The 25,041-nt window shown below is 65.2% G+C and carries 19 protein-coding genes; 8 read left to right on the forward strand and 11 right to left on the reverse strand.

Annotation, left to right across the window (positions count from 1 at the left end; translation table 11 throughout):
- Positions 1-215: 215 nt before the first annotated feature.
- Positions 216-1,643 (reverse strand): pyruvate kinase, encoded by a 1,428-nt coding sequence (gene pyk, locus MJ8_RS29835; RefSeq protein WP_201412132.1) that lies wholly within the window; start codon positions 1,641-1,643, stop codon positions 216-218.
- Positions 1,640-2,131, reverse strand: a complete 492-nt coding sequence (locus MJ8_RS29840) for a DUF1036 domain-containing protein (protein ID WP_140901679.1) — start codon at positions 2,129-2,131, stop codon at positions 1,640-1,642. The genes pyk and MJ8_RS29840 overlap by 4 nt, the downstream gene beginning before the upstream one ends.
- Before the next feature lie 236 nt (positions 2,132-2,367).
- On the opposite strand from MJ8_RS29840, the gene MJ8_RS29845 reads away from it, so the two are divergent.
- Both MJ8_RS29845 and MJ8_RS29850 read left to right on the forward strand, forming a co-directional pair.
- The gene (locus MJ8_RS29845; RefSeq protein WP_201412134.1) at positions 2,368-3,165 is read left to right on the forward strand and encodes an N-formylglutamate amidohydrolase; all 798 of its coding nucleotides are present in this window, start codon (positions 2,368-2,370) and stop codon (positions 3,163-3,165) included.
- A gap of 28 nt (positions 3,166-3,193) precedes the next feature.
- Entirely contained in the window at positions 3,194-3,502 is a 309-nt protein-coding gene (locus MJ8_RS29850) for a DUF1244 domain-containing protein (protein WP_201412135.1), read from the forward strand.
- A gap of 23 nt (positions 3,503-3,525) precedes the next feature.
- On the opposite strand, the gene MJ8_RS29855 is transcribed toward MJ8_RS29850, so the two are convergent.
- On the reverse strand, positions 3,526-4,119 hold the full coding sequence (locus MJ8_RS29855) for a hypothetical protein (RefSeq protein WP_201412136.1): 594 nt from the start codon (positions 4,117-4,119) through the stop codon (positions 3,526-3,528).
- Positions 4,120-4,296: 177 nt separating this feature from the next.
- Here MJ8_RS29855 and MJ8_RS29860 point away from each other — a divergent pair, with 177 nt between their 5' ends.
- Positions 4,297-5,478 (forward strand): MFS transporter, encoded by a 1,182-nt coding sequence (locus MJ8_RS29860; RefSeq protein ID WP_201412137.1) that lies wholly within the window; start codon positions 4,297-4,299, stop codon positions 5,476-5,478.
- On the opposite strand, the gene MJ8_RS29865 is transcribed toward MJ8_RS29860, so the two are convergent.
- The gene (locus tag MJ8_RS29865) at positions 5,436-6,350 is read right to left on the reverse strand and encodes a LysR family transcriptional regulator (RefSeq protein ID WP_201412138.1); all 915 of its coding nucleotides are present in this window, start codon (positions 6,348-6,350) and stop codon (positions 5,436-5,438) included. The two genes, MJ8_RS29860 and MJ8_RS29865, sit on opposite strands and share 43 nt — an antisense overlap.
- A 96-nt stretch (positions 6,351-6,446) precedes the next feature.
- Here MJ8_RS29865 and MJ8_RS29870 point away from each other — a divergent pair, with 96 nt between their 5' ends.
- A complete protein-coding gene (locus MJ8_RS29870; RefSeq protein ID WP_201412139.1) occupies positions 6,447-7,403 on the forward strand; it encodes an SDR family oxidoreductase in 957 nt (318 codons plus the stop codon).
- A 50-nt stretch (positions 7,404-7,453) separates the two neighbouring features.
- Here the strand turns inward: MJ8_RS29870 and MJ8_RS29875 are convergent, their stop codons facing one another.
- The 6 genes from MJ8_RS29875 to MJ8_RS29900 form a co-directional block, all read right to left on the reverse strand.
- The gene (locus tag MJ8_RS29875) at positions 7,454-7,612 is read right to left on the reverse strand and encodes a DUF3309 family protein (protein WP_041000854.1); all 159 of its coding nucleotides are present in this window, start codon (positions 7,610-7,612) and stop codon (positions 7,454-7,456) included.
- A gap of 98 nt (positions 7,613-7,710) precedes the next feature.
- Entirely contained in the window at positions 7,711-10,887 is a 3,177-nt protein-coding gene (locus tag MJ8_RS29880) for an efflux RND transporter permease subunit (RefSeq protein WP_201412140.1), read from the reverse strand.
- Between the two features lie 67 nt (positions 10,888-10,954).
- Positions 10,955-12,148 (reverse strand): efflux RND transporter periplasmic adaptor subunit, encoded by a 1,194-nt coding sequence (locus MJ8_RS29885; protein ID WP_201412141.1) that lies wholly within the window; start codon positions 12,146-12,148, stop codon positions 10,955-10,957.
- Between the two features lie 357 nt (positions 12,149-12,505).
- Positions 12,506-13,927, reverse strand: a complete 1,422-nt coding sequence (locus MJ8_RS29890; RefSeq protein ID WP_201412142.1) for a coniferyl aldehyde dehydrogenase — start codon at positions 13,925-13,927, stop codon at positions 12,506-12,508.
- A 125-nt stretch (positions 13,928-14,052) separates the two neighbouring features.
- Complete coding sequence (locus MJ8_RS29895; protein WP_201412143.1) at positions 14,053-15,183, reverse strand: patatin-like phospholipase family protein; 1,131 nt, start codon at positions 15,181-15,183, stop codon at positions 14,053-14,055.
- 188 nt (positions 15,184-15,371) lie between these two features.
- Positions 15,372-16,457, reverse strand: a complete 1,086-nt coding sequence (locus tag MJ8_RS29900; RefSeq protein WP_201412144.1) for a citrate synthase/methylcitrate synthase — start codon at positions 16,455-16,457, stop codon at positions 15,372-15,374.
- An 89-nt stretch (positions 16,458-16,546) separates the two neighbouring features.
- Here MJ8_RS29900 and MJ8_RS29905 point away from each other — a divergent pair, with 89 nt between their 5' ends.
- Entirely contained in the window at positions 16,547-17,692 is a 1,146-nt protein-coding gene (locus MJ8_RS29905; RefSeq protein ID WP_201412145.1) for a citrate synthase, read from the forward strand.
- 192 nt (positions 17,693-17,884) lie between these two features.
- Here MJ8_RS29905 and phaR read toward each other — a convergent pair whose 3' ends face one another.
- Positions 17,885-18,478, reverse strand: a complete 594-nt coding sequence (gene phaR, locus MJ8_RS29910; protein ID WP_041004768.1) for a polyhydroxyalkanoate synthesis repressor PhaR — start codon at positions 18,476-18,478, stop codon at positions 17,885-17,887.
- 305 nt (positions 18,479-18,783) lie between these two features.
- Between phaR and MJ8_RS29915 the strand changes: the two genes are divergently transcribed.
- From MJ8_RS29915 to MJ8_RS29925, 3 genes are all read left to right on the forward strand, one after another.
- Positions 18,784-19,968: an acetyl-CoA C-acetyltransferase gene (locus MJ8_RS29915; protein WP_201412146.1), complete on the forward strand. Its 1,185-nt coding sequence runs from the start codon at positions 18,784-18,786 to the stop codon at positions 19,966-19,968.
- A 131-nt stretch (positions 19,969-20,099) separates the two neighbouring features.
- On the forward strand, positions 20,100-20,825 hold the full coding sequence (phbB, locus tag MJ8_RS29920) for an acetoacetyl-CoA reductase (protein ID WP_201412147.1): 726 nt from the start codon (positions 20,100-20,102) through the stop codon (positions 20,823-20,825).
- A 755-nt stretch (positions 20,826-21,580) separates the two neighbouring features.
- Positions 21,581-25,006, forward strand: a complete 3,426-nt coding sequence (locus tag MJ8_RS29925; protein WP_201412148.1) for a helicase-related protein — start codon at positions 21,581-21,583, stop codon at positions 25,004-25,006.
- Positions 25,007-25,041 lie beyond the last annotated feature (35 nt).

The following is a 25,041-nucleotide window of genomic DNA, read 5'->3' on the forward strand; positions in this document are numbered from 1 at the left end:
CAAGCCGAGTCGAAAGTAGTGGCTTCCGAGAACCGGAGCGGAGTGTACTCAAAGCACGTGAGCACCGGAAGCGAAGGAGCCGCTACTTGCAGACCGGCCTCACCTGAATATCGGCATAGATAGAGCAATTCCAGGAAAGTATGAGCGGTTTTCCGAATTGCGTAAAAACAAAGAGATAGAGCGTTTTCGCCGTTTCCGTGAAACGGTGAAACGCCCTAATGCGTCTCAGACCCCACATAGGCAATCCGCAGCATATTGGTCGAGCCGGGCGTCCTCAGCGGCACGCCGGCGGTGATGATCACCCGGTCGCCCGGCTTGCCGAAACCTTCCTCCAGCGCGATGCGGCAGGCCCGGTCGACCATGTCGTCGAGATCGGTGGCGTCCTCCGAGACGACGCAATGCGTGCCCCATAAAAGCGACAGGCGACGCGCCGTGTTGAGGATCGGCGACAGCGCCACGATCGGCACCTGCGGGCGCTCGCGCGCGGCGCGCAGGCCGGTCGTGCCGGACGCCGTGTAGGAGATGATCGCCGACAGTTTCAGTGTCTCGGCGATCTCGCGCGCGGCGAGCGAAATGGCGTCGGCGCCGGTCGCCTCGGGCTCCGAGCGCTGCGCATTGATGATGCCGGCATAGGTCGGGTCGGTTTCGACCTTGGTGGCGATGCGGTTCATCATGCCGACCGCCTCGACCGGATAGGCGCCGGCCGCGGATTCGGCCGACAGCATGATCGCGTCCGCGCCTTCGAACACCGCGATCGACACGTCGGAGACCTCGGCGCGGGTCGGCACGGGCGCGGTGATCATCGATTCCAGCATTTGCGTGGCGATCACCACCGGCTTGCCGGCGCGGCGCGCCGCGCGCGTGATCTGCTTCTGTATGCCGGGCACGGCCTCGATCGGCATCTCGACGCCGAGATCGCCGCGGGCGACCATCAGCGCGTCGGAGAGCTCGATGATTTCGGGGAGCCGGGCAACCGCCTGCGGCTTCTCGATCTTGGCCATGATCAGTGCGCGGCCGCGCGCGATCTTGCGCGCCTCGGCCAGATCCTCCGGCCGCTGCACGAAGGACAGCGCCACCCAGTCGACACCGGCGGCGAGCACCGCGTCGAGGTCGGCCCGGTCCTTCTCGGTCAGCGCGCCGACCGGCAGGTCGGTGTCGGGCAGGCTGACGCCCTTCTTGTCGGAAATTCCCGAGCCGGCGACGACCGTGCAGGTGATCGACTTGCCGTCGGCCTTCACCGCCTTCAGCTCCAGCTTTCCGTCGTCGATCAAAAGTCTGTGACCGGCCTCGACCGAACTCAGGATCTCGGGATGCGGCAGGTAGACACGGCTGGAATTGCCTGGCTCCGGATTGTCGTCGAGGGTGAAGGTCTGCCCGGGTGTCAGCGCTTCCTTGACGTTGGCGAACTTGCCCACCCTGAGCTTCGGTCCCTGCAAATCGGCGAGGATGCCGATCGGCCGGCCGACGGCGGCCTCGACCGCGCGGATGCGCCCGACCAGCGTGCGCATCAGCTCGTGGTCCGTATGGCTCATATTGATGCGGAAGACATCGGCGCCCGCTTCGAAGAGCTTCCGCAGCATTTCCTCGGAGGAGGAAGCCGGACCGATGGTGGCGAGGATCTTGACCTTGCGGTTACGTCTCATTGACTGTTTGTTCCCGGAGCGGGGGCCGCTGCTGGCGCGCCTCCCGTTGCGGGCTCGTCGGTCAGCTGGACCATCCAGCTGGCCTGCTCGCCCGTGTCATATTCTTGGAATCCGGCGCGCTGGAAGCCCCGGGCGACGCAATCATTTACGCCGGCGATTTTGAACTCTTTTTCGGCGACGCACATGTTGATCGGGCCGTCCCAGCGCCCGCCACGTTCGGCGTCTTCTGCATAAAGATAATAAAATCTTGATGACAGCGGCCCCTCGATCAGCGTCTTGCAGGTCGATCCTTCGATATGCCACCAACCCTCGGTGATCCAGCCGGCCTTGGCGCGATAACCGATGCCGACGCCCACCAGATTTTGCGTTGCGTTGCAAACGCGGAAGTCGGCCCGGGCCGGCGAGGTCGCGGCAATCGCGAAAAATCCCGCGCCGATGATCAGCAACGGCACGGCCAGGCGCTTGCGCAACCGGCCGGCAAAACCCATCGCAGATCCCCTTGCGAACCACATTTGCATCTCTCGAAGCCCCTTTTCAGCAAACTCCGGTCGCATGTCAACGCGCCGTTTTGTTCAATTCCAATCGATTTAGAACGGCCCCTCGCGCAAATTTTCCCCGTACCGGACATTTTTTGCGGAAACCTTGGCCAAACAACGGCATTGCGCCGGCGTCCTCTTCATGAAATGACGATACCACATCGCAGCCGCCGTCCCATTTTCAGCCGATGACCCGATCCACAGTTTTCACGCCGTTCGACGTCGTCGAGGGCGACCGCAAGAAAGGCGTCGTGCTCCTGGCCGATCACGCCCGCCGCGACCTGCCGGAGGAATATGGCAGCCTCGGTTTGCCGGCGGCCGAATTCGACCGTCACATCGCCTATGACATCGGCGTCGAGACGGTGACGCGCGAACTGGCGGCCGCGCTCGACGCGCCGGCCGTACTGGCCGGTTTCTCGCGGCTGTTGATCGACCCCAACCGGGGCGAGGACGACCCGACCATGATCCGTCAGCTCTATGACGGAACCGTGGTGCCGGGAAATTATCCAATTGGCGCGGAAGAACGCGAGCGGCGGCTCGAACGTTTCTACCGGCCCTATCACGACGCCGTCGGCGCGATGATCGCTTCCGTGGCGCACGCCTCCGGCAAGGCGCCGTTCATCTTCTCTGTCCATTCCTTCACGCCGGTGATGCAAGGTTTCGTCCGCCCCTGGCATGTCGGCGTGCTGTGGGACCGCGACGACCGCGTGGCGCGGCCGCTGATCGACATGTTGGCTGAGGACAAGTCTCTCGTCGTCGGCGACAACGAACCCTATGACGGCGCCCTGCGCGGCGACACCATGTTCCGCCATGCCATCGTCAACGGCTACGCGCATGCGCTGATCGAGATCCGCCAGGACCTGATCGCCGACCGCGCCGGGGCGCTTGCCTGGGCCGAGCGGCTGGCGCCGATCGTTGACGCCATCGACCGCCGTCCCGATATACACCAGGTTAAAATGTTCGGCTCGCGCACCGGGCCGGTGTGAGAAAGCCGACAGGCCGGGAGTTTTCGCCATGACCGAACTCAGCGACGACCAGAAGCGCGACTTCGAGGCGGCAGCCTTCCGTCGGTTGGTGGCGCATCTGCGCGAACGCGGCGATGTCCAGAACATCGACCTGATGAACCTCGCCGGCTTCTGCCGCAACTGCCTGTCCAACTGGTATCGCGAAGCCGCCGAGGCCGAGGGTGTCGCGCTGTCGAAGGATGCATCGCGCGAGATCATCTACGGCATGCCCTATGCCGAATGGCAGGCGCTCCACCAGACCGAGGCTTCCGCAACCAAGAAGGCCGAGTTCGAGGCAAAGCGGCCGAAGGATCATTGACGATCGCGATCCTGGTCGAAGCGTTACCCGGCTCGGCCCAGCGCTATGGCGTATCCCGTGAACGGCAGCACCAGATCATAGCCGGTCGGCGGCGGCGCGATCGGCGTCGCCGCCGAGGTGCCGAACTGGGTCACGCCCTCGCCGATATAGCGCGCCAGATCGTGGCGGCCGCCGCCGAACTCGAATGCGCTGCTGGCGACAAGGCGCGCGCTGAACACGTTGGTGCCGATCAGTTGCACCATCGTGGTGCCGGCGGAGACCGCAACCGTCGTGCCCGCCACCAGGCTGGTGCGGCGGAAGGTGGCGATGCATTCGCCTTGCGCGAAGGAAGCTGGGTCGTCAAAGGTCCATGTCGGCCGGCGCTGCAGATAAAGCGAGAACTCGCCCACCGGGTCGAGCCCGAGCGACAACGCCCCATTCTCGATCCCCTGAGCCTTGAAAGGCCTTGCCGCGAAAGTGAAACACGCCCCCGTCTCGGCGCGCTTGGCGTCGGACAGCGGCACGTCGAAGAAGGGCAGATGCAGGAAATATCCGTAATCGGCCATCGCGCCATCCTTGGCGCGATAGAAGCGGCCGGTGGCGTACCAGGCGAGTTCGGCGGGAAGCAGAGCGGTCATGCTGGGTCCTGTGTTGTCTAGGGATGGACACTGCCACTGTGCCCCGTTCCGGCCCGAACGGTAAGCACCGTGTCGGTGACGCGGCTTGGCCCAAGCACTTTCGGGCGGCAGCGCTTGACTGCCGATTGAATCGATCTAATTTGCCGCGCGAACCATTTGCTTGGCAGGCATCGGACCATGAGCGTGCAAACCATGATGCAGGCCGCGACGCGCGGCCGCTGGGCCGTCGCCGGCATCTTCCTCGCCAATGGTTTTCTGACCGGCAGTTGGGCGCCGCAGATCCCGGTCTTCTTGACCCGGCTGGAGATCACCAAATTCACGCTCGGCCTTCTGATCTTCCTGTTCGGAGTCGGCGCGGTCATTGCCATGACCTGGTGCGGCCATCTCATCTCCAGGCATGGCTCGCGCAGCGTGACGCGCTGGTTCGGCGTCTGCGGCAGCTTCGGCCTGCTGATCGTGGCGCTCGCGCCCAACGTGCCGTTGGCGGCCATCGCCATGCTCATCTTCGGCGGCTCGATCGGCGGCATGGATGTCGCGATGAACTCCAACGCCGTGGTGGTGGAAAGAAGGCTTTCGCGGGCGATCATGTCGTCCTCGCACGGCTTCTGGAGCCTTGGCGGCTTCGCCGGCGGCGCGCTCGGCGGCTACTCGATCCAGACCTACGGCTATCTTCCCCATGCCGTCGTGGTGACGGTGATCGCCTTTGCCGTCATCGCCTTCGCCATTCGCTATCTCGTCGCGGACGACAAGCCGCAGGCGGTCGAGCACCAGAAATTCACGCTGCCGCGGCACGCCGCCGTCTATCTGGTCGGGCTGATGGCGCTGCTCACCATGATCTCCGAAGGCGCGGTGCTCGACTGGGCGGCGCTGTTCCTGCACCAGGAGCTGGGCGCCGATCTCGCGGTCGCCGGCCTCGCCTATGCCGCCTTCTCCGGCGTCATGGCGCTCATGCGCTTCCTGGGCGACGGCGTGCGCAACCGCTTCGGCGCGGTGGCGACGCTGCGCGGCTCGGCGTTGGTGGCCGCGGCCGGCATGCTGGTCGCCGGTCTCTCGCCCTCGCCCTACCTTGCCATCGCCGCCTTCGCCTTCTGCGGCTTCGGCATCGCCAATATGGTGCCGATCTTGTTTTCGGCTGGCGGCAACCAGGAAGGCATGTCATCCGGCACCGGCATGAGCGTCGTCACCACGATGGGCTATTCAGGCATATTGGTGGCGCCCTCGGCGATCGGCTTCGTCGCCGAGCATTCGAGCTTCGGCCCGATCTTCGTCGCGCTGTCCGGATTGCTGGTCATCGTGCTCCTGATGGCCGGGCTCGCTCACCGGGCTGAATTCGCTCCCGAACCTGTGCCCGCGGAATAGCGCTTCAGCTCCTCGTGCAGGAAATCCGCCACGCGGCGGATGCGCATGCTGGTGCGCACGTCGCGATGCATGGCGAGCCATACGGGCAGGACCGGCAGGGGCACGTCAGGCAGCAGCTTCTCCAGGTCCTGATCGCGGTCGACCAGCGGCTCCTGGCCGATGCCGATGCCGTTTCCCGCCCGCACTGCCTCCCACAGCACGATCTGGTTGTCGGTCCTGAAGCGGAAATGGCTGCGGCCGACCGGAATGCCGAATGCGGTGAACCCGCGAATGATCTCGTCGCTGCGGTCGAAGCCGACCAGGGCCTGCTCGGCCAGATCGGCGGGTGTTTCCGGCCGGCCGCGCCGGTCGAGATAGGCACTTGCCGCGCATAGGCAGAGCGGAATGTCGGTGACCTTGCGCGCCACCAGCTCGTTCTGCGCCGGCTTCACCATGCGAATGGCGATGTCGGCATCGCGGCGCAACAGGTTCTCGACCTGGTTGGAGGCGACGATCTCGACCTCGATGCCCGGCTCTTCTTCGCCGAGCCGTGCCATCATCGGCGGCAGCACGAAGGCGGCGACCACCTCGCTTGCCGCGATGCGCACCGTGCCCTCGATCGCCTCCACGGAACCCAGCGCCAGCAGCGAGAACGCATTGGCCTGCTCGCTGACCGCCCGCCCGCGCTCGTAGAGCGCGCTGCCGGCTTCCGTCAGCTCATAGCCGCGCCGCCCGCGCCGGAACAGCGTGACGCCGAGCGCCTGTTCCAGCTCGGCGATGTGGCGGCCGAGCGTCGGCTGGCTGGCCGCCAGCCTGCGTGCCGCGGCCGAAAGGCTGCCGGTCTCGGCCACTGTCACGAAACTCTTGATCAGGTTCCAGTCGAATTCTTTCATTCATCCTTGAATAACAAATCGCCGATTTCAGTCAATTTCAATTCGTCGATGAAGGCATCAGATTGGCTTGGCAACCGCAAACAACGGAGAAAACACATGACCAAGATCGCAATTCTCGGCGCCAATGGCCGGCTCGGCCGCGTGGTCGGCAAGGCTTTCATCGACGCCGGTTTCGACGTGCGCGCCGTCACCCGCACCGGCAAGGTTCCTGCGGAGCTGAAGGGCGCCACGGCAGTCGCCGGCGACGCACTGGACCGCCAATCCCTGATCCGCGCGACGCATGGCGTCGACATCGTCTTCAACGGCCTGAACCCGATCTACACCGACTGGGGCAAGTGCATGCCGATGGCCGAGAACGTCATGGCTGCTTGCCGCGAAAATGGCGCGCTGCACCTCTTCCCGGGCACCGTCTACAATTACGGCTCGCCGATGCCGCAGGTGATCACCGAAGCGACGCCCTTCCATCCCACGACCGAGAAGGGCCGCATCCGCTGCGCCATGGAAGACCTGTTCCGCGGCGAGGCCGAAGCCGGCCGCGTGCGCACCATTGTGCTCAGGGCGGGCGATTTCTTCGGCGGCACCGGTTCGGGCTCCTGGTTCGACCTCGTCGTCGCCGCCAAGATGAAGAAGGGCATCTACACCGCGCCTGGGCCGGCCGATCTGACGCACGAATGGGCGTACCTGCCCGACTTCGCCGTTGCCTTCGTCGGCCTGGCGAAGAACCTCGACAAAACGGGCTTCTTCGAAACCATCAACTTCCCCGGCCACGCCATCACCGACCTCGACATGAAGTCGGCGGCCGAAAAGGCGCTGGGCAGCAAGCTGAAGCTCTCCTTCATGCCCTGGTGGGTGCTGCGCGCCGGCAGCCCGTTTGTCGCTATGTGGAAGGAGATCGTCTCGATGTCCTATCTGCGCTTCGAAGCGCACCGGCTGGTCTCGACGCGGCTGGAGGAGGTCATCGGCGAAATCCCGCATACCCCGCTGGACCAGGCGGTGAAGGAGGCTTTGCAGGATATCGGTGTCGCCGCGGAACCGTCACGCCTCGCCGCCTGATATGACTGATCAGACCGGCCGGGCTCAGCCCGGCCGCAATTCGTTTTGGGTCAGATCCTGCCCATCAGCAGGAGGATCAGCAGCACGATCAGGATGACGCCGACAATGCCGGACGGTCCATAACCCCAGGAGCGCGAATGCGGCCATGCCGGCACGGCGCCGATCAGGATCAGGATCAGGATGATTACGAGAATTGTGCCGATCGTCATGAAAAACCCTCGCCGTCTGGTTGAACCTCGAGGGGACAATGCAAAAAGCCGCCCGGTTGTTCCGGACAGCTTTTGTCCTTGGGGTTACCGAAACCGCTCTATTCCGCGGCTTTCGGGAAGGCGACCGCTGGTTCGGCGGCGGCTTCCTGGGCCGCCTCGCCCGTCGAGACCTCGCCCTTGCCGCGCCGGAACAGGCGGCTGAGCCAGCCGCGCCGCTGGCCGGGCTTCACCTTAGCGCGGGTGAATACCATCAGCATCGACGGCGTCACCACCAGCGTCAGCAGCGTCGCGAAGGACAGGCCGAAGACGATCGCCGAGGACAGCGATATCCACCATTGCGTCGACGGCGCGTTGATCGTCGTCTCGTGATGGAAGATTTCGAGACCAAGGCCGAAGGCGATCGGCAGCACGCCGAGGATCGCCGACACCGCCGTGAGCACCACCGGACGGGCGCGCTCGCGGCAGGTCTGAAGCACCGCCTCCATCTTGTCCCAGCCTTCCTCGCGCAGCCGGTCATAAGTGTCGATGAGAACGATGTTGTTGTTCACCACCACGCCGGCCAGCGCGATCACGCCGATGCCCGACATGACGATGCCGAAGGCCTCGCCTGTCAGAAGCAATCCTAAGAACACGCCTATCGTCGCCATGACCACGCAGGACAAGACAAGCCACACGCTGGTGAACTTGTTGAACTGCGCCAAGAGCACCAGGAAGATCAGGAAGATCGCCGCGCCAAAGGCCTTGCCGAGGAAGGCGCTGGCTTCCGCGCTGTCCTCGTTGGAGCCGGCGAGCTTCCAGCGGATGCCGCTGCCGAGATCCATGTCGGCGACGGCCTTGGTGACCTGTTCCTGAACCGCTGCGACCTGCGCGCCGGCGCTGACATTGGCCTGCACCACCACGGTGCGCGCGCCGTCGATGCGGTTGAGCACGCCGACGGTCGGCTCGGGCTTCCTGACGACGAAGTTCGAGATCGGCACCGAGCCTTGCGAGGTCTGCACGCGCAGCTCGTCGAGCGTCGACAGCGTGCGCCGGTCCTCCGGCAGGCGCAGCCTTATGTCGACCGCGTCGTCGGCGCCGGCCGGCCGATACTCCGACAGCTTGAGGCCGTTGGTCACCAGCTGCACCACCGTGCCGACCGAGGTCGGGCTGATGCCGTATTGCGCCGCCTTGGCGCGGTCGACCTCGATCGCCCAGTCGACGCCGGGCGGCGGCAGGCCGTCCGAAATGTCGATGACGTTGGGGATCTTGGCGATGCGCGCCGCCACCGCCCGCGCCTTGTCGTCGAGCCCGGCCGGATCGGCGGCCGACAGCCGGATCTGGATCGGCTTGCCGGTCGGCGGGCCGGCTTCGGGCACGCGCACCTCGACATCGACGCCGGGAATGCCGGCCATCACGCCGCGCAGGTCGTCGAGAATCTGGTTGGCGGATTTGCGCTGGCGCCAGTCGACGAACTCGTACTGAATGACGCCGACCACGTCCTCGGGAATATCCTGGCCGCCGCCCTGCGTCTTGCCGACACGCGTATAGACCGACTTCACGCCCGGCCAGCCGAGCAGGCGGCTTTCCGCCGTCTTGGTCGCGGCGTCCATTTCCGCCAGCGAGAGATTGCCGCGCGCATGCACATAGAGCAGGCCGTAATCCGGCTCGACGCTGGGGAAGAACTCGACGCCGGCGCCATATTTCGAATAGGCGAAGCCGACGCCGACCAGAAGCCCGACGGTGAGCAGGATGACGGTGATCGGGAAGCGTACCGCCTGCTTGACGACAGCCATGTACCAGCCGTCGCGATTGCCCTCCTCGTGATGCTCCGGCGCCTTGGCGAAGATCGCGCCCAAAGTCGGCGCGAAGACCAGAGCGTAGAGCATCGAGGCCGACAGCGTCACGATCAGCGTGATCGGCATGTATTTCATAAAGTCGCCGATGATCCCGGGCCAGAACAAGAGCGGCGAGAAGGCGGCGATGCGCGTCATCGTCGCCGCGATCACCGGCCCGGCCATGCGCTTGGCGGCGAGCGCGAAGGCGTCCGCCTTCGGCATGCCCTCGCTCATGCGCCGTTCCGCGAATTCGGTGACGATGATGGCGTCGTCCACCAGCATGCCGACAGCCAGGATCAGGCTGAACAGCACGATCATGTTGATCGTGTAGCCCATCATCGCGAGCAGCAGGATGCCGATCAGGAAGGACGACGGGATGGCAAGGCCGATGAGCAGCGAAGCACGCCCCGACAGCGCGTACAGGATGACGATGAACACCAGGATGACGGCGATCATCACATGGTTCTGCAGGTCGCCCAGCAGCTGGTTGACGAAGACCGACTTGTCCTGCGTGTAGGTGACGTGCATGCCCTCGGGCATCGTCTTGATGAAATTGTCCGACACTTCCCGGACATGGGTCAGCGTGTCGATCAGATTGGCGCCGATGCGCTTCTTCACTTCGATGGCGATGGCGGGCTTGCCGTCGAGGCGCGTGACCGTCTCGGCGTCCTTGAAGGTCGAGCGTATGGTCGCGATGTCCTTGGCCTGCACCACGGCGTTCGGCGTGGCGACCACCGGCAGGTTGGCGACATCTTCGGGCGTTTCGATCAGCGACGGCACCTTGACCGCGTATTTGCCTTCCGAGCCCTCGAGATTGCCGGCCGCGACCAGGCTGTTGGACGAAGCGACGCCCTGGATCACCTGGTCGAGCTGCAGCCCGTAGGAGGACAGCTTCACCGGATCGACGACCACCTCGACGAGGTCGTCGCGCGCGCCTTGCAGCGAGCCTTCGAGCACGCCGGGCACTTCCTCGATGCGGTCGCGCAACTCGCGCGCGGCCGATGTCAGCACGCGCTCCGGCACGTCGCCGGAAAGCGTCACGACCAGAACCGGGAATTCCGAGACGTTGACCTCGTTGACCGTCGGCTCCTCGGCCGCCTGCGGCAGGTCGGCCTTGGCGTCCTGCACCTTGCTGCGGGTATCCTGCAGAGCCGTCGCGAGATCCGTCTGCGGCTGGAACTCGACCAGCACGTAGCCGCCGCCCTGGAATGCGGCCGAACGCATCTCCTTGAGCCCCTTGAGGCTCTTGAGCTTGCTTTCCATCGGCCTGAGCAGCAGCCGCTCGGAATCCTCCGGCGAGATGCCCTGATAGATCAGGCTGACATACATCATCGGAATCGGAACGTCGGGCTCCGCTTCCTTCGGCGTCGATTGATAGGCGACCCAGCCCGCGACGAGCAGGAACAGCAGCGCCGAAATCGTGAGGCGGGCGTTATTGATGGCGAGTCTGACGATATCCATGACTTCGGCCTGTTATGCTTCAAAGGCTGCGGACCGCCATCGCCGGATTGATCCGGCAATCGCGCGTTTACTGCGTGCCGGCGGAAGCTTCGCCGATCAGCTTGTTGATGGTCGCCTGGTCGGCCTCGACCGGCTTCACCGGATCGCCCTCCTTCACCAGTTCCTGGCCGGCTACGATGATGCGCGCATCTTCCGGAATGCCGCCCAGCACCAGGCCGTGCGGCGTGTCGTCGACCAGGTCGATCGGGAAGAATGCCACCTTGTCGTCCTTGCCGACGGCGCGGATGCCGAGGTCGCCCTTGTCGCCCAGCGTCACCACCGAGCGCGGCAGCATGACCGCATTGGTCGGCTCGGCGCTGAGCGTGATCTCGGCCGTCATGCCGGCGGGGATGGAGCCGTCGGCATTGGGGATCGCCACTTCCACACGGAAGGTGCGGGTCTGCGCCGAGGCGTCGCGGCTGATGTAGCGGACCGTGCCGGTGACCTTCTGGTCGTTGACCAGGCGCACATCAGCCTCGTCGCCGATCTTGATGTAGCGCAGGTCGCGCTCGCTGATCTCGCCGCGCGCGATTATGGGATCGAGCTTCAGGATCGTCGCCACCTCGCCGCCTTGCATCACCGAGCTGCCGAGCTCGACCGGGATGCGGTCGATGACCCCGTCGAAGGGCGCCTTGACCTCGTTGCGGTCGAGCTCCGCCTGCGCGGTGTCGAGCTGCGATCGCGCCAGCGTCAGGTTCGAGCGTGCGGTGTCGAGCTGCAGCTTCGGCAGATTGCCGGTCTTGGCCAGGCGCTCGGCGGCGTCGAGCTCCGCCTTGCGCTGGACAAGAAGCTGCTTGGCGTTGTCGACATTGGAAATCTTCTCCTCGGCCGCGAGCATCAGCACGAGATCGCCCGTTTTGATGCGGTCGCCCTGCTTGACCGGCAGCTTCTCGATGACGCCGGCGACGCGCGTCGCCAGCACGGCGCGCTTGTCAGCCTCGGTCAGGCCGGAGATGCGGATGGCGCGCGCGAAGGTCTTGCGCGGCGGCGTCACCACCGCGACGGTGCGCGGCGCCGCCTTCGGCTCAGTCTCTGCCTTGTTCGGCTTGGCGACCTCCGGCTTGCCGGCTTCGGCCTGCTTGTCGGTGGTTACCGACTTGTCGGTGGTGACCGACTTGTCGGCGGCGCTGCCGACGGAGGAAAACTCGCCCGTTCCCATCCAGGCCGCGAAGCCGATGAGCACGGCAATGGCTGCAAGCTTGTGAAACCTGATTTTCGGCATCGTCATTTTTCCGTAGCAGGACCTGGCGAGGTCGGCGCTTCCGACTTGGGCGCGCGGCCGATATGGGTGTGCGCGGGGCCTAGTTCAATTTGCCGTGATCGGCGGACGCGCGCTTCTACCTGAAAGTTGCGGCGCAATATAGTCGGAAAAGTTGCGGGAACATTGCGGCGTGGAACGCTGTGCCTCGACAAACGCAGGCTTTTCCGCCAGCCGGCCGCCGCTTTTGCCGGCGCGGCGGCAGGTTTCCTTGAGGTTACTGGCAACAGCCGTCAGCAATGATGCGAGAAATCGTCCATAATCGGCGACAGCCGCCCGGTCGGTACGCGGTCACCCCCCGTTACCCTCGGGTTGAAGGTGTCAAGTGATGAGATTGAGCAGCCGGAAGATCCGCTCGAATGTCCTGCCGTAAGGCGGGCGCAGCAAACCGCCGGCGCTGAGCTTAGACTGGATGAAGATCGGCTTTTCCTTGCTGAAGGTACGGAACCCCCATTCGCCGTGATAGGCGCCGCTGCCGCTCTCGCCGACGCCGCCGAAGGGCTGCCGCTCCTGCACCAGATGCAGCATGCAGTCATTGATCGTGACGCCGCCGGCCACCGTCTCGCGCATCATCCTCTGGCGGTTGGCGCTGTCGCTGCCGAACCAGTAGAGCGCCAGCGGCCGCTCGCCCCGGTTCACATGCTCGATGGCCTCGTCGACCGTGTCATATTCGACGATCGGCAGCACCGGCCCGAAAATCTCCTCGCGCATCAGCCGCAGATTGTCGCCGGCGTTGCGCACCAGCACCGGCGCCATCTTGCGGTCGCTGATGCCGAGCGTCTCATTCGCCGGATTGACCTCGATGATATCGGCGCCGCTGTCGCGCGCCTCGGCGACCATCTCGCTCAGTCGCCGGTGATGCCGCTCGCTGACGATCGCCGTATAGTCGGGATTGTCGCCAAGGCGCGGATAGAGCTTGGCCATGGCGACCGCGAATTTGGCCGCGATCGCCGCGCCCTGGCCTTGCGGGACCAGGAGATAGTCCGGCGCGATGCAGGTCTGGCCGGCATTGAGCAGCTTGCCATAGGCGACGCTGGCGACGGCCGCGTCGAGGTCGCAGGAGGGATCGAAGATCGCCGGCGATTTGCCGCCGAGCTCGAGCGTCACCGGCGTCAGATTGGCCGCGGCGGCCAGCGCCACCTGGCGGCCGACGGCGGTCGAGCCGGTGAACAGGAGGTGGTCGAAAGGCAGCGACACGAACGCCTTGCCGACATCGGCGTCGCCGACCATCACGGCGACCTCGTCGGCGGCGAAATATTTTTCGACCAGGTTGGCGAGCAGGTCCGAGAACTTCGGCGTCAGCTCAGACGGCTTGATCATGACGCGGTTGCCCGCCGCGAGTGCCGCGGTCGCCGGCGCGATGGCGAGCTGGAACGGATAGTTCCAGGGCGAGACGATGCCGACGACGCCGAGCGGCTGCGGCAGGAGGCGATTGCGGCCGGGCAGGAACGGCAGGCTGGTGGCGACGCGCCGCTCGCGCATCCAGGCGCTCAGATGCGACAGCGCATGTCTGATGCCGGCGCGCACGACGAACAATTCGGCAAGCCGCGTTTCCTCGGCCGAGCGCGCCGAGAAATCGCTGTCGATCGCGGCGCAGATCTCGGCCTGATGCTTTTCCGTGAGCGCCAGCAGGCGCTTCAGCCTGTCCTTGCGCGCGGCAAGTGTCGGGAAAGGCTCCTTCTCGAAAGCCCTGCATTGCGCTTCAAACCGGACCCCGAGGGCGTTCTGTCTGGTCTGCAGCATCGCGACCTCCCCTTTACGTTCAGGTAAGACTACATCGCGCCGCAGATGTGATCCAGCGCCCCGCCGGTTCCGCAGGGGAAACCACTGACAGTCGAGACGGACCTGCTGCCAGGCCGCGAGGCGCTCTAAGCCCGACGCCGCGCCGATTCCGGCTTGATGCGCGCTGCCAGGAACTCCTTGACGCGCCGCCCCGGCGCCGGACCGCGCAGCGGCTTGAAGCCGTCGTCGAGCTCGCCCGAGAGATCGAGCGTGGCGCGCTGGCCGACGGCCTCGTAATTCTCTTCCAGCCAGTCGCTGGCCGCACTTCGGCCGAGATCGCGCAGATAGGCGATGAAAGCCCATTCGGCATTGACCTTGGACGACGCCGAAAGGTCCTTGAAGGCCTCGTCGGCATCGATGCGGTGCATGCGGATGTCGCGATATTCGCCATGCGGCAGGCGTCCGGCCGCGATCAGTTCCTTGACGAAGGCGATCGAGCGGAATTCGCGCAGCAGCCCGGCGTTGAAGGTGATCTCATCGATGCGGTTCTGGATCTCGTTGGCGCTTTTCGGCGTGCCTTCGCGCACCACCGGATTGATCTGCACCAGAAGCACGTCCTCGGTCGCCGCCGTCTTGAAGAACGGATAGAGCGCCGGATTGCCGCCATAGCCGCCATCCCAATAGGGCACGCCCTTGATCTCCACGGCGCGGAACAATTGCGGCAGGCAGGCCGACGCCATCACCGTGTCGAGGTCGATCTCGCCGTCGGAGAAGACGCGCAGCTGTCCGGTCTCGACATTGGTCGCCGAGATGAACAGCTCCATCGACTTGCAGGCGCGAACATTGTCGAAGTCGATCTCCTTCGCTACCACATCGCGCAGCGGATTGAGGCCGAGCGGGTTAGCGACATAGGGCGAGAACACCCGCGACATCGTGTCGAAGAAGACATAGCCGGGGGTGTTCTCGATCGACCAGTTGCCCCAGACCACGTCCCACGGCATGCGCTGCACCGGGCTGAAACGTCCCTTCGAGGCCACCGCCCGCCAGAAATCGTCGAGCTTTTTTCGCGCGCCTTCCACGCCGCCCCGGACGAATCCGTCGGCCAGCGCCACCGCGTTCATGGCGCCCGCGCTGGTGCCGGACACCGCCGCGATCCCCAGCCGCCCATCCTCAAGCAGACGGTCGAGCACGCCCCAGGAAAAGGCGCCGTGCGAGCCGCCGCCCTGGAGCGCGACGTTGATCTTCTTCTTTTCCTCCGCCTTGCCGTTCTTCGCCATGGCGTTCCTTGTCTCGATGCGCCGCCTGCCGCCGTCATTTGAACGGAGTCGGCGCCATCAGCCTATGTTGCAGTGCAGCATATAAGGGCGGACCAAGGCAAGAACACGAACACACAAGTGTGATCAGGAGATTTTTTCCTCGCCCACGAAGTGCACGAAGTTGGAGAGGTGCGGGCGAGGAACTGAGCTCAAGCCACCAGATCGGGCACCGGCCCGACATAATGCGACTGCGGCCGGATCAGCCGTCCGGTCGCCTGCTGCTCGCGGGCGTGCGCGATCCAGCCGGCGACACGGCCTGCGGCAAATACGTTGGAGAACGCCTCTTTCGGGAAGCCGACCGCTTCGAGCAGAAGCGCGGTGTAGAACTCGACATTGGTCTGGATCGAGCGCTGCGGCTTGGCGATCCTGAGCACCTCGAGCGCGGCTAGTTCCACCGTTTCGGCGAAGGCCAGCCGGCTACCGGTTTCGTTGCGCGAGCCGAGTTGCCGCACGACCGCCTTGAGCGCGTCGGCGCGCGGATCGCGCACGCGGTAGATGCGATGGCCGAAACCCATGATGCGCTCGCCACGGGCGATCTCGTTGCGGAGCCAGGCGGTCGCATCGCCGCTCGCCTCAATGGCGTCCAGCATCTCGATCACCGGCCCCGGCGCGCCGCCATGCAGCGGGCCCTTCAGCGCGCCGAGCCCGGCCAGGATCGCGGAGGTCAGGCCGGCCTGGGTGGACGCCACCACGCGGGTCGCGAAGGTCGAGGCATTGAGCCCGTGGTCGCAGACTGTCACCAGATAGCTGTCGAGCGCCTTTGCAAGCGCCGGCGAGGCGGTGCCGGCAAGCATCCTGAGCATGTCGCCGGCATGATCGGCTTTTGCGTCGGGAGCGACCGGCGTCTCGCCCCGGCCGAGGCGCAGCAGGGCCGGCGTCAGCACCGCCGGCGCCGCGATGAGCCGCAGCGCGTCGGCAAGCCCGTCGCCGTCCGGCAGGACGGCCATGCCCGCTCGCATGCCGCTGTAGATGTCGAGCCGGGCAAGCTGGGTGAGCAGCGGTTTCACACGCTCGAATACGTCCACCCGCGCCTTGCCGATCGCCTTTTCCAGTTCGGCATCGCCGGGAAGATCGTCGAAGAAGCCGTCGAACAGCAGATGCACCACCTGCGCGTAGCGCCAGCGGCCGGCGAGCTCCGCCAGCGAATGTCCTCGGATGGTGAGGTGCCCGCCCGCCCCGTCGACATCGGAAAGCACCGTGTCGGCCGCCACAACATCATCGAGCCCATTCGCCATGACCGTCTCCTTGACCTTTTGCGCTTTGCAATTAATGCTCGTCAATCAATGCATCAATCTTGATCAAGATAATCAATGTAAGGCGGCAAATGACGGAATGGCTGACGCGGGAGCAAGCGCTGGAGCGGCTGAACATCCGGCCGCAGACGCTCTATGCCTATGTCAGCCGCGGCCGCATCGGCATGAAGCCGGACGACGCCGACCCGCGCCGCAGCCAGTACCGCGCCGACGATATCGCGGCGCTTGCCACGCGCCGCGACCGCGGCAGGAGCCCGCAGGCGATCGCCGAAAGCGCCATCGCCTGGGGCGAGCCGGCCATCGCCACCTCGATCTCGACGGTGCTGCATGGCCGCCTCATCTATCGCGGCAGGGACGCGGTGGAATTTTCGGCGACGGCGACGCTCGAGGAGGCCGCCGCCCTGCTGTGGGCCTCCGACCGTCCGGTGTCATTCGCCTCGCTGACGCCGTCAGCCGCCCGGCAAAGCGGCACGCCGACGGCCTTTACCCGGCTCTCGGCGCTTGCGGCCGAAGGCTGGTCCTCGCTTGGCCGCAGGCCGGTCATGCTGCAGCAGGACGGCGCCGCCGCGACCAGCGCGCTGGCGACGGCGCTCGGCGCGATGCCGGGATCCGAACCCGTGCACATCAGGCTGGCCCAGGGCTGGTCGGTGGAAGCCGCCGGCGCCGATCTCATCCGCAAGGCGCTGGTGCTTTTGGCCGATCACGAGCTCAACGCCTCGACCTTCGCAGCCCGCGTCGCGGCCTCCACCGGCGCGCCGGTCGCCGCCTGCCTGCTCGCCGGTCTCGCGACGCTCACTGGACCGCGTCACGGCGGCGCGGGCGCGGCGGCGATCGCGCTCGTCGAGGATGCCGAGCGGCTGGGCGCGGACGAAGCGATCGCCCGCTGGCTGGCGCAAGATCGCCCGCTGCCCGGCTTCGGCCATCCGCTCTATCCGGAAGGCGACCCGCGCGCCGAGGGCGTCTTCTCCGGCCTCGAGATCGATGACGGGCTGTCGCGGCTGCGCAAGGCGGTCCTTGCTGCGACCGGCCTGCACCCGAACATCGATTTCGCGCTGGCCGCGATGACCCGCAGCCTGGGCTTGCCGGCCGACGCGCCGTTCCGCCTGTTCGCGCTCGGCCGCAGCGTCGGCTGGACCGCGCATGCCATCGAGCAGGTGACCAGCAACAGGCCGATCAGGCCGCGCGCCCGCTATGATGGGCCTACGGGCGCCGGATGATGGGGACTGATGGCAACATTTAGCGCCTCACCGTCAGGATGAAGTGCGCCAGGTTGTGTTGAGATTCGGGTCAGGCCGAGTCGAAAATAGTGGATTTCGAGAACCGGAGCGGAGCGTACTTAAAGTACGTGAGCACCGGAAGCGCAGAAAGCCGCTATTTGCAGACCGGCCTCACCTGAATATCAACACAAGCTAAGACATTGTGTCGAGCTTGCGCTGCATGGCCGCGATCTGCGCCTTCAGTTCCTGCAGATCGTCGGATTTCTCTTCCTTCTTCGGCGGCTCGGCGGGCGCCGCGGCATTGCCGCCGGCGGACGGAAACGGCGTGAACATGCGCATGGCGTTCTGGAACATCTCGACATTGCGTCGCGTCTGCTCCTCGAGCGCCTTCATCGGCGTCTTCATCATGTCCATCGGCGTCTTGCCGAAGGCGCCTTTGAGCTGCTCGCGAAACCGCTCCTGTTCCTTTGAGAAGGCGATCATCGACTGTTCGAGGAAGCTCGGCACGATCATCTGCATCTGGTCGCCGTAGAAGGAGATGAGCTGGCGCAGGAACGGGATCGGCAGCATGTTCTGCCCATCCTTGTTCTCCAGCTCGAAGATGATCTGCGTCAGCACCGGATGGGTGATGTCGTCGCCGGTCTTTGCGTCCTGGACCGTGAACTCCTCGCCCTTCTTGACCATCTCGGCCAAGTCCTCGAGCGTCACATAGGTGCTGGTGCCGGTATTGTAGAGCCGGCGATTGGCATATTTCTTGATGACGATCGGGTCGTCTTTTGCGGCCATCCGTATCCTCCCCAGGACACCGGCACCTTTAGGAGTAAGCGGCCGGTAACGATTGCGCCCTTTGACGAGGATACGCGCAAAAGCGTCACAATTCCAAGCGGTTTGTGCACTGCGGCATCATTTAATGCTGCACAGCCATTGCAAAATCCGCCGCATGGCCGACGTCACGTTACCGCGACTGCCGCGCGGCCTGCTTGCCGCGCATGACGGCCATGCCCATTTCCGGTTTGACTCAAGGGTTCGAACGGGCAAGAAAGTCCTAAAGCGATCTCGAAAATACGACACCTCGAAGTCTGGAGAAGAAAATGTCCGCTTCCAATTCAATCGTCGTCGCCAGCGCCGCCCGCACCGCGGTCGGCTCCTTCAACGGCAGCTTCGCCGCCACGCCCGCGCATGAGCTCGGCGCCGTCGTCATCAGGGAACTCCTGGCGCGCGCGAAGGTCGAGGCGGCGGAAGTCGACGAGGTTATTCTCGGCCAGGTGCTGACCGCCGCCCAGGGGCAGAACCCGGCCCGCCAGGCCTCGATCAATGCCGGCCTGCCGAAGGAGACCACCGCCTGGGGCCTCAACCAGGTTTGCGGCTCGGGCCTGCGCGCGATTGCGCTCGGCATGCAGCAGATCGCCACAGGCGACGCCAAGGTGATCGTCGCCGGCGGCCAGGAATCGATGTCGCTGTCGCCGCACGCCGAGCATCTGCGCGCCGGCGTCAAGATGGGCGACTACAAGATGATCGACACCATGATCAAGGACGGCCTGTGGGATGCCTTCAACGGCTACCATATGGGCAACACCGCCGAGAACGTCGCCCGCCAGTTCCAGATCACCCGCGAAACCCAGGACGAGTTCGCGCTGGCCTCGCAGAACAAAGCCGAGGCCGCGCAGAAGGCCGGCAAATTCAAGGACGAGATCGTCGCCTTCACCATCAAGGGCAAGAAGGGCGACACCATCGTCGACCAGGACGAGTATATCCGCCATGGCGCGACGCTCGACGCCATGACCAAGCTAAAGCCCGCTTTCGACAAGGACGGCACGGTCACTGCCGCCAATGCGTCCGGCATCAATGACGGCGCCGCCGGCGCCCTGCTGATGACCGAGGCGGAGGCCGCCCGCCGCGGCATCACCCCGCTCGTGCGCATCGCCTCCTGGGCGACCGCCGGCGTCGATCCGGCGATCATGGGCACGGGTCCGATCCCTGCCTCGAAGCGAGCGCTGGAAAAGGCAGGCTGGTCGGTGAAGGATCTCGATCTCGTCGAGGCCAATGAAGCTTTCGCCGCGCAGGCCTGCGCGGTCAATCAGGGCATGGGTTGGGACCCCTCGATCGTCAACGTCAACGGCGGCGCCATCGCCATCGGCCATCCGATCGGCGCTTCGGGCGCCCGCATCTTCAACACGCTGGTCTACGAGATGCGCCGCAGAAGCGCCAAGAAGGGGCTTGCCACGCTGTGCATCGGCGGCGGCATGGGTGTTGCCATGTGCGTGGAAGCGCTCTGAACAGCCAGTAGCGAATAGGGAGTAGCGAATAGGGAATAGGGAAGAAAAAAGCGTCGCGCGGCGGGACATCAGATCCCTGCTCGCTACTCGCTACTCCCTATTCGCTCAGACGATTTCAAAGGGAGGACCACATGAGCAAGGTAGCAATCGTCACCGGCGGATCGCGCGGCATTGGTGCCGCAATATCGGTCGCCTTGAAGAACGCTGGCTATTCGGTCGCGGCCAATTATGCCGGCAATGACGAAGCGGCGCAGAAATTCAAGGCCGAGACCGGCATCCCGGTCTACAAATGGTCGGTCGCCGACTACGACGCCTGCGCCACCGGGATCAAGCAGGTCGAGGCCGATCTCGGTCCGGTCGGGGTTCTGGTCAACAATGCGGGCATCACCCGCGACGCCATGTTCCACAAGATGACGCCCGCGCAGTGGAAGGAAGTGATCGACACCAACCTCTCCGGCGTCTTCAACATGACGCATCCGTTGTGGACCGGCATGCGCGACCGCAAATTCGGCCGCATCATCACCATCTCTTCGATCAACGGCCAGAAAGGCCAAGCCGGCCAGGTCAACTATTCGGCCTCGAAGGCCGGCGATATCGGCTTCTCGAAGGCGCTCGCGCAAGAAGGGGCGCGTGCGGGCATCACCGTCAACGTCATCTGCCCGGGCTATATCGCCACCGACATGGTCAAGGCGATCGACGAGAAGGTGCTCAACGAGCGCATCATCCCACAGATCCCGGTCGGTCGTCTCGGCGAACCGGAAGAGATCGCGCGCTGCGTCGTCTTCCTGGCTTCCGACGAGGCCGGTTTCATCACCGGCTCGACCATCACCGCCAATGGCGGCCAGTACTTCGCCTGACATCATTTGTCGCAAGGCGGCTCCGGCACCGGGGCCGCCTTTTTTCGCCGGCGGCCGAGCCGGCGCGACACCTTGCCTCAATCCGGCACGCAAAAGTTAACGGCCTGACCGCAATCTGTGCACAACCCCTCTGACAAACTGTGAATCCTCGGTGGGTAAGCTGTGGACAACACCATATCTAGGGGTGAACAAACCGGGAAAATCGCCGGATCGCTGATTCGTCGCCGATTCGTTCCGGCTTTGGCCGAAAAGTTAACGGCGGGCGACCCAAACATCGCTGAAATCGTTAAAAGCAATTAGGAAAGTTCAACAATTTCATAACCTTGACGACGGACCCCGAGCCGACCGCGACTGTTCTCTGGCAAAGGTTAACGACGGTCCAGCTCCTGCGAAGGCGAAGCATGAATCGGGCCAATTTCCCGATTCAGCATGTGGTGCGACTCGTCGCCAAAAAATCCACATATAGCCGTGAACAAAACCTGAATCAGAACGAGTCAGCGATTCGTCGCTGATTCGTTCCAGACTCGTTCCAGCCGTTAACAGCAGCCGGTTTTGACCGGCGCGTCCATGCTCGTCTGCTCCCAGAAGAACATTCCGCTTTCGCTCGGCGTCCTAAATCCCTATGTGTCGGCTGTCACACGCGGCGACACCGCCGCGCTCCGACCAAAAGCATGATCCCGAAAAGGGGGAACCGGTTTTCGGAGAAAGATCGTGCTTAAACAATCAAAGCGGCAGAAACACTTATTTCAGAGCCGATGAACATCCAGCCGAAACACTCCCAGCCGCTGATCCTTTCGGGCCGCGACGTCACGGCCGTGCTGGGCCCCACCAACACCGGCAAGACCCATCTCGCCATCGAGCGCATGGTGGCGCACGAGACCGGCATCATCGGCCTGCCGCTGAGGCTGCTTGCCCGCGAGGTCTATTCGCGCGTCTGCGAGAAGGTCGGCGCCAACAAGGTGGCGCTGATCACCGGTGAGGAGAAGATCGTGCCTGCCGGCGCGAAATATTCGGTCTGCACCGTCGAGGCGATGCCGCGCGAGACCGACGCCGCCTTCGTCGCCATCGACGAGGTGCAGCTCGCCGGCGATCTTGAGCGCGGCCATATCTTCACCGACCGCATCCTGCATCTGCGCGGCCGCCAGGAGACGCTGCTCCTGGGCGCGGCCACCATGCATGGCATCCTGCAGCGCCTGCTGAAGGGCGTGTCGGTAGTGACGCGGCCCAGGCTGTCGCATCTCGCCTATGCCGGGTCGAAGAAGCTCACCCGGCTGCCGCGGCGCACGGCGATCGTCGCTTTCTCCGCCGACGAGGTCTATGCCATCGCCGAGCTGATCCGACGCCAGCAGGGGGGTGCGGCCGTCGTGCTCGGCGCGCTCTCGCCGCGCACCCGCAACGCGCAGGTGGAAATCTTCCAGTCGGGCGATGTCGATTATCTCGTCGCCACCGACGCCATCGGCATGGGCCTGAACCTCGACCTCGACCATGTCGCTTTCGCCCAGAACCGCAAGTTCGACGGCTATCAATATCGCAACCTGACCGCCGCCGAGCTCGGCCAGATCGCCGGCCGCGCCGGCCGGCATCTGCGCGACGGCACGTTCGGCGTCACCGGCCAGGTCGATCCGTTCGACGAGGAACTGGTCGCCAAGATCGAGGCGCATGATTTCGACCCGGTTAAGGTGCTGCAATGGCGCACCGCCGATTTCGACTTTTCCAGCCTCGACGCGCTGAAGCGCTCGATCGAGGCCAATGCGCCGGTCGAAGGGCTGACCCGCGCGCTGCCGGCGGTGGACGCGCAGGCGCTGGAGCATTTGTCGCGCGATGGCGACATCCGTGATTTGGTAACCGGCAAGGAGCGCGTGGCGCTGCTTTGGGAGGCCTGCGCGCTGCCCGACTACCGCAAGATCGCGCCGGCGCAGCACGCCGACCTCATCGCCTCCATCTATATGGACCTTGCGCGCCACGGCCATGTCGATGAGAATTACATGGCCGAGCAGGTGCGGCGCGCCGACACGACGGACGGCGATATCGACACGCTCTCGCACCGGATCGCGCAGATCCGCACCTGGACTTTCGTCTCCAACAGGCCAGGCTGGCTGGCCGATCAGCTACACTGGCAGGAAAAGACGCGCGAAATCGAAGACAGATTGTCGGATGCGCTGCATGAGCGGTTGACGAAACGCTTCGTAGACCGCAGGACTTCCGTCCTCATGCGGCGCCTTAGAGAAAATACCATGCCTGAAGCCGAAATCAGCCCTACCGGAACCGTCCTCGTCGAAGGCCATCATGTCGGCGAGTTGCAAGGGTTCCGCTTCACCGCCGACCAGAGCGCCGGCGGCGAGGACGCCAAGGCGGTGCGCACCGCCGCCCAGAAGGCGCTCGCGGCCGAGTTCGACGCGCGTGCCGAACGCTTTGCCGCCTGCGCCAATGGCGACCTGGCTTTGGGCTCGGATGGCATCCTGCGCTGGATCGGCGCACCGATCGGCACGTTGGTCGCCGGCGAGGACGCGCTGAAGCCGCGCCTGGTCCTGCTTGCCGATGAGCAACTGACCGGCCCTGCCCGCGACAAGGTCGCGGCACGGGCCGAGCGTTTCGTCAATTTCCAGATCGAACAGCTTTTGAAGCCGCTGGTCGACTTGAAGAATGCCGACCAGATCACCGGCATCGCGCGCGGCCTCGCCTTCCAGCTGGTCGAGCATTTCGGGCTGATCAACCGCCGCGACATCGCGGAGGAGATGAAGTCGCTCGACCAGGAGGGCCGCGCGGCGCTCCGCCGCCTCGGCGTGCGCTTCGGCGCCTATCACGTCTTTGTGCCTGCCCTGATCAAGCCGGCTCCGGCCGGACTGGTGACGCTGCTGTGGGCGCTGAAGAACGACGGCAAGGACAAGCCGGGCTTCGGCGACGTGGTGCATGCGCTGGCCTCCGGCCGCACCTCGGTGGTCATCGACCCGGCCTTCGACAAGACCTTCTACAAGCTCGCCGGCTACCGTAATCTCGGCCGCCGCGCGGTGCGCGTCGACATCCTCGAGCGGCTTGCCGACCTCATTCGCCCCGCGACCAACTGGAAACCCGGCCTCGGCCAGCGTCCGGACGGTGCCTATGACGGCCACGCCTTCATGGTGACGCCACCGATGATGTCGATCCTCGGTGCCACGGCTGACGACATGGAAGAGATCCTGAAGGGTCTCGGCTATCGCTCCGAGGCCAAGCCGGCCGCCGAGGTGAAGGCGAAGCTCGACGCGCTGGACGATGCCGCCCGTGAGCAGGCAGCGGCCAAGCTCGCCGCGGAAGAGGCGGCGCGCGCCGCGCAGGCGGCGGCGGCTGAAGTTGTAACGACGGACACGGCTGCCGAGACATCGGCCGAGGGCTCGGAGCCGACCACCGTCGAACCCGTAGCCGAAGCTCCGGCTGAAGCCGTCGCGGAAGCGGCAGCGGCACCTGCCGCGGGAGAGCCGGCGAAAGCTTTGTCCGAGGTGGCGGAAGAGGCTCATCCTGCAGAGGACACTGTAGCTCTTGAGGCGACCGAGACCACCGAGGCGCCTGCCTCCCCCTCAATGGGGGAGGCCGCGGCGCGAAGCGGCGCGGCTGGGGGTGACGGCGCCGGCGACACAGACACCGATACGGTTGGCACTCCCGCCGCCGCCCCGGCGCTGCGCGCCGACGCCCCCCTCGAGGGAGAGGGCAAGGCTGGCGAAACCCCGGCCGAGGCTGAAGAGCCGAAGCCTGTCCTTTTGTGGCGCCAGGCGCGTTTCGACCATCAACGCCCGCGTCACCGTCATGACAACCGGCGCGACAATCGTCCGCGCGGCGGACAGCCCGCACGCGAGGCCGGCGCCGGCGGCCAGCCTGGCGACAAGCCGGCGCATGAAGGCCACCGCGATGGCGCCGGCAAGCCGCGCTTCGACCGCTCGAAGTTCAAGCCGAGGCCGGATGCAGGCGACCGGCGCGAAGGCAGGCCGCAGGGCGAGCGCCCGGATCGCCACGAAGGAGGTCGTCGCGAGGGCCGGCCCGACTGGAAGGGCAACAGGCAGGACGGCAAGGGCAACGCTCAGAGCGGTCGCAACCCTCCTGGCGGCAAGCCGGCCTTCCAGAGTAAGCCACGCGAGGAACGCCCGCAGCGCTTCGACCCGGATTCGCCTTTCGCCAAGCTCGCCGCCTTGCGCGACCAGCTGAAGAAATAGCTAGAGCATGATCCTGAAAGGCGGGAACCGGTTTT

The organism is Mesorhizobium sp. J8 (genome assembly GCF_016591715.1).
Lineage (GTDB): Bacteria > Pseudomonadota > Alphaproteobacteria > Rhizobiales > Rhizobiaceae > Mesorhizobium.

Coding starts and splice junctions, on each gene's coding strand:
- pyk (WP_201412132.1), bottom strand. CDS start 1,643: ATGAGACGTAACCGCAAGGTCAAGATCCTCGCCACCATCGGTCCGGCT.
- MJ8_RS29840 (WP_140901679.1), bottom strand. CDS start 2,131: ATGGGTTTTGCCGGCCGGTTGCGCAAGCGCCTGGCCGTGCCGTTGCTG.
- MJ8_RS29845 (WP_201412134.1), top strand. CDS start 2,368: ATGACCCGATCCACAGTTTTCACGCCGTTCGACGTCGTCGAGGGCGAC.
- MJ8_RS29850 (WP_201412135.1), top strand. CDS start 3,194: ATGACCGAACTCAGCGACGACCAGAAGCGCGACTTCGAGGCGGCAGCC.
- MJ8_RS29855 (WP_201412136.1), bottom strand. CDS start 4,119: ATGACCGCTCTGCTTCCCGCCGAACTCGCCTGGTACGCCACCGGCCGC.
- MJ8_RS29860 (WP_201412137.1), top strand. CDS start 4,297: ATGAGCGTGCAAACCATGATGCAGGCCGCGACGCGCGGCCGCTGGGCC.
- MJ8_RS29865 (WP_201412138.1), bottom strand. CDS start 6,350: ATGAAAGAATTCGACTGGAACCTGATCAAGAGTTTCGTGACAGTGGCC.
- MJ8_RS29870 (WP_201412139.1), top strand. CDS start 6,447: ATGACCAAGATCGCAATTCTCGGCGCCAATGGCCGGCTCGGCCGCGTG.
- MJ8_RS29875 (WP_041000854.1), bottom strand. CDS start 7,612: ATGACGATCGGCACAATTCTCGTAATCATCCTGATCCTGATCCTGATC.
- MJ8_RS29880 (WP_201412140.1), bottom strand. CDS start 10,887: ATGGATATCGTCAGACTCGCCATCAATAACGCCCGCCTCACGATTTCG.
- MJ8_RS29885 (WP_201412141.1), bottom strand. CDS start 12,148: ATGCCGAAAATCAGGTTTCACAAGCTTGCAGCCATTGCCGTGCTCATC.
- MJ8_RS29890 (WP_201412142.1), bottom strand. CDS start 13,927: ATGCTGCAGACCAGACAGAACGCCCTCGGGGTCCGGTTTGAAGCGCAA.
- MJ8_RS29895 (WP_201412143.1), bottom strand. CDS start 15,183: ATGGCGAAGAACGGCAAGGCGGAGGAAAAGAAGAAGATCAACGTCGCG.
- MJ8_RS29900 (WP_201412144.1), bottom strand. CDS start 16,457: ATGGCGAATGGGCTCGATGATGTTGTGGCGGCCGACACGGTGCTTTCC.
- MJ8_RS29905 (WP_201412145.1), top strand. CDS start 16,547: ATGACGGAATGGCTGACGCGGGAGCAAGCGCTGGAGCGGCTGAACATC.
- phaR (WP_041004768.1), bottom strand. CDS start 18,478: ATGGCCGCAAAAGACGACCCGATCGTCATCAAGAAATATGCCAATCGC.
- MJ8_RS29915 (WP_201412146.1), top strand. CDS start 18,784: ATGTCCGCTTCCAATTCAATCGTCGTCGCCAGCGCCGCCCGCACCGCG.
- phbB (WP_201412147.1), top strand. CDS start 20,100: ATGAGCAAGGTAGCAATCGTCACCGGCGGATCGCGCGGCATTGGTGCC.
- MJ8_RS29925 (WP_201412148.1), top strand. CDS start 21,581: ATGAACATCCAGCCGAAACACTCCCAGCCGCTGATCCTTTCGGGCCGC.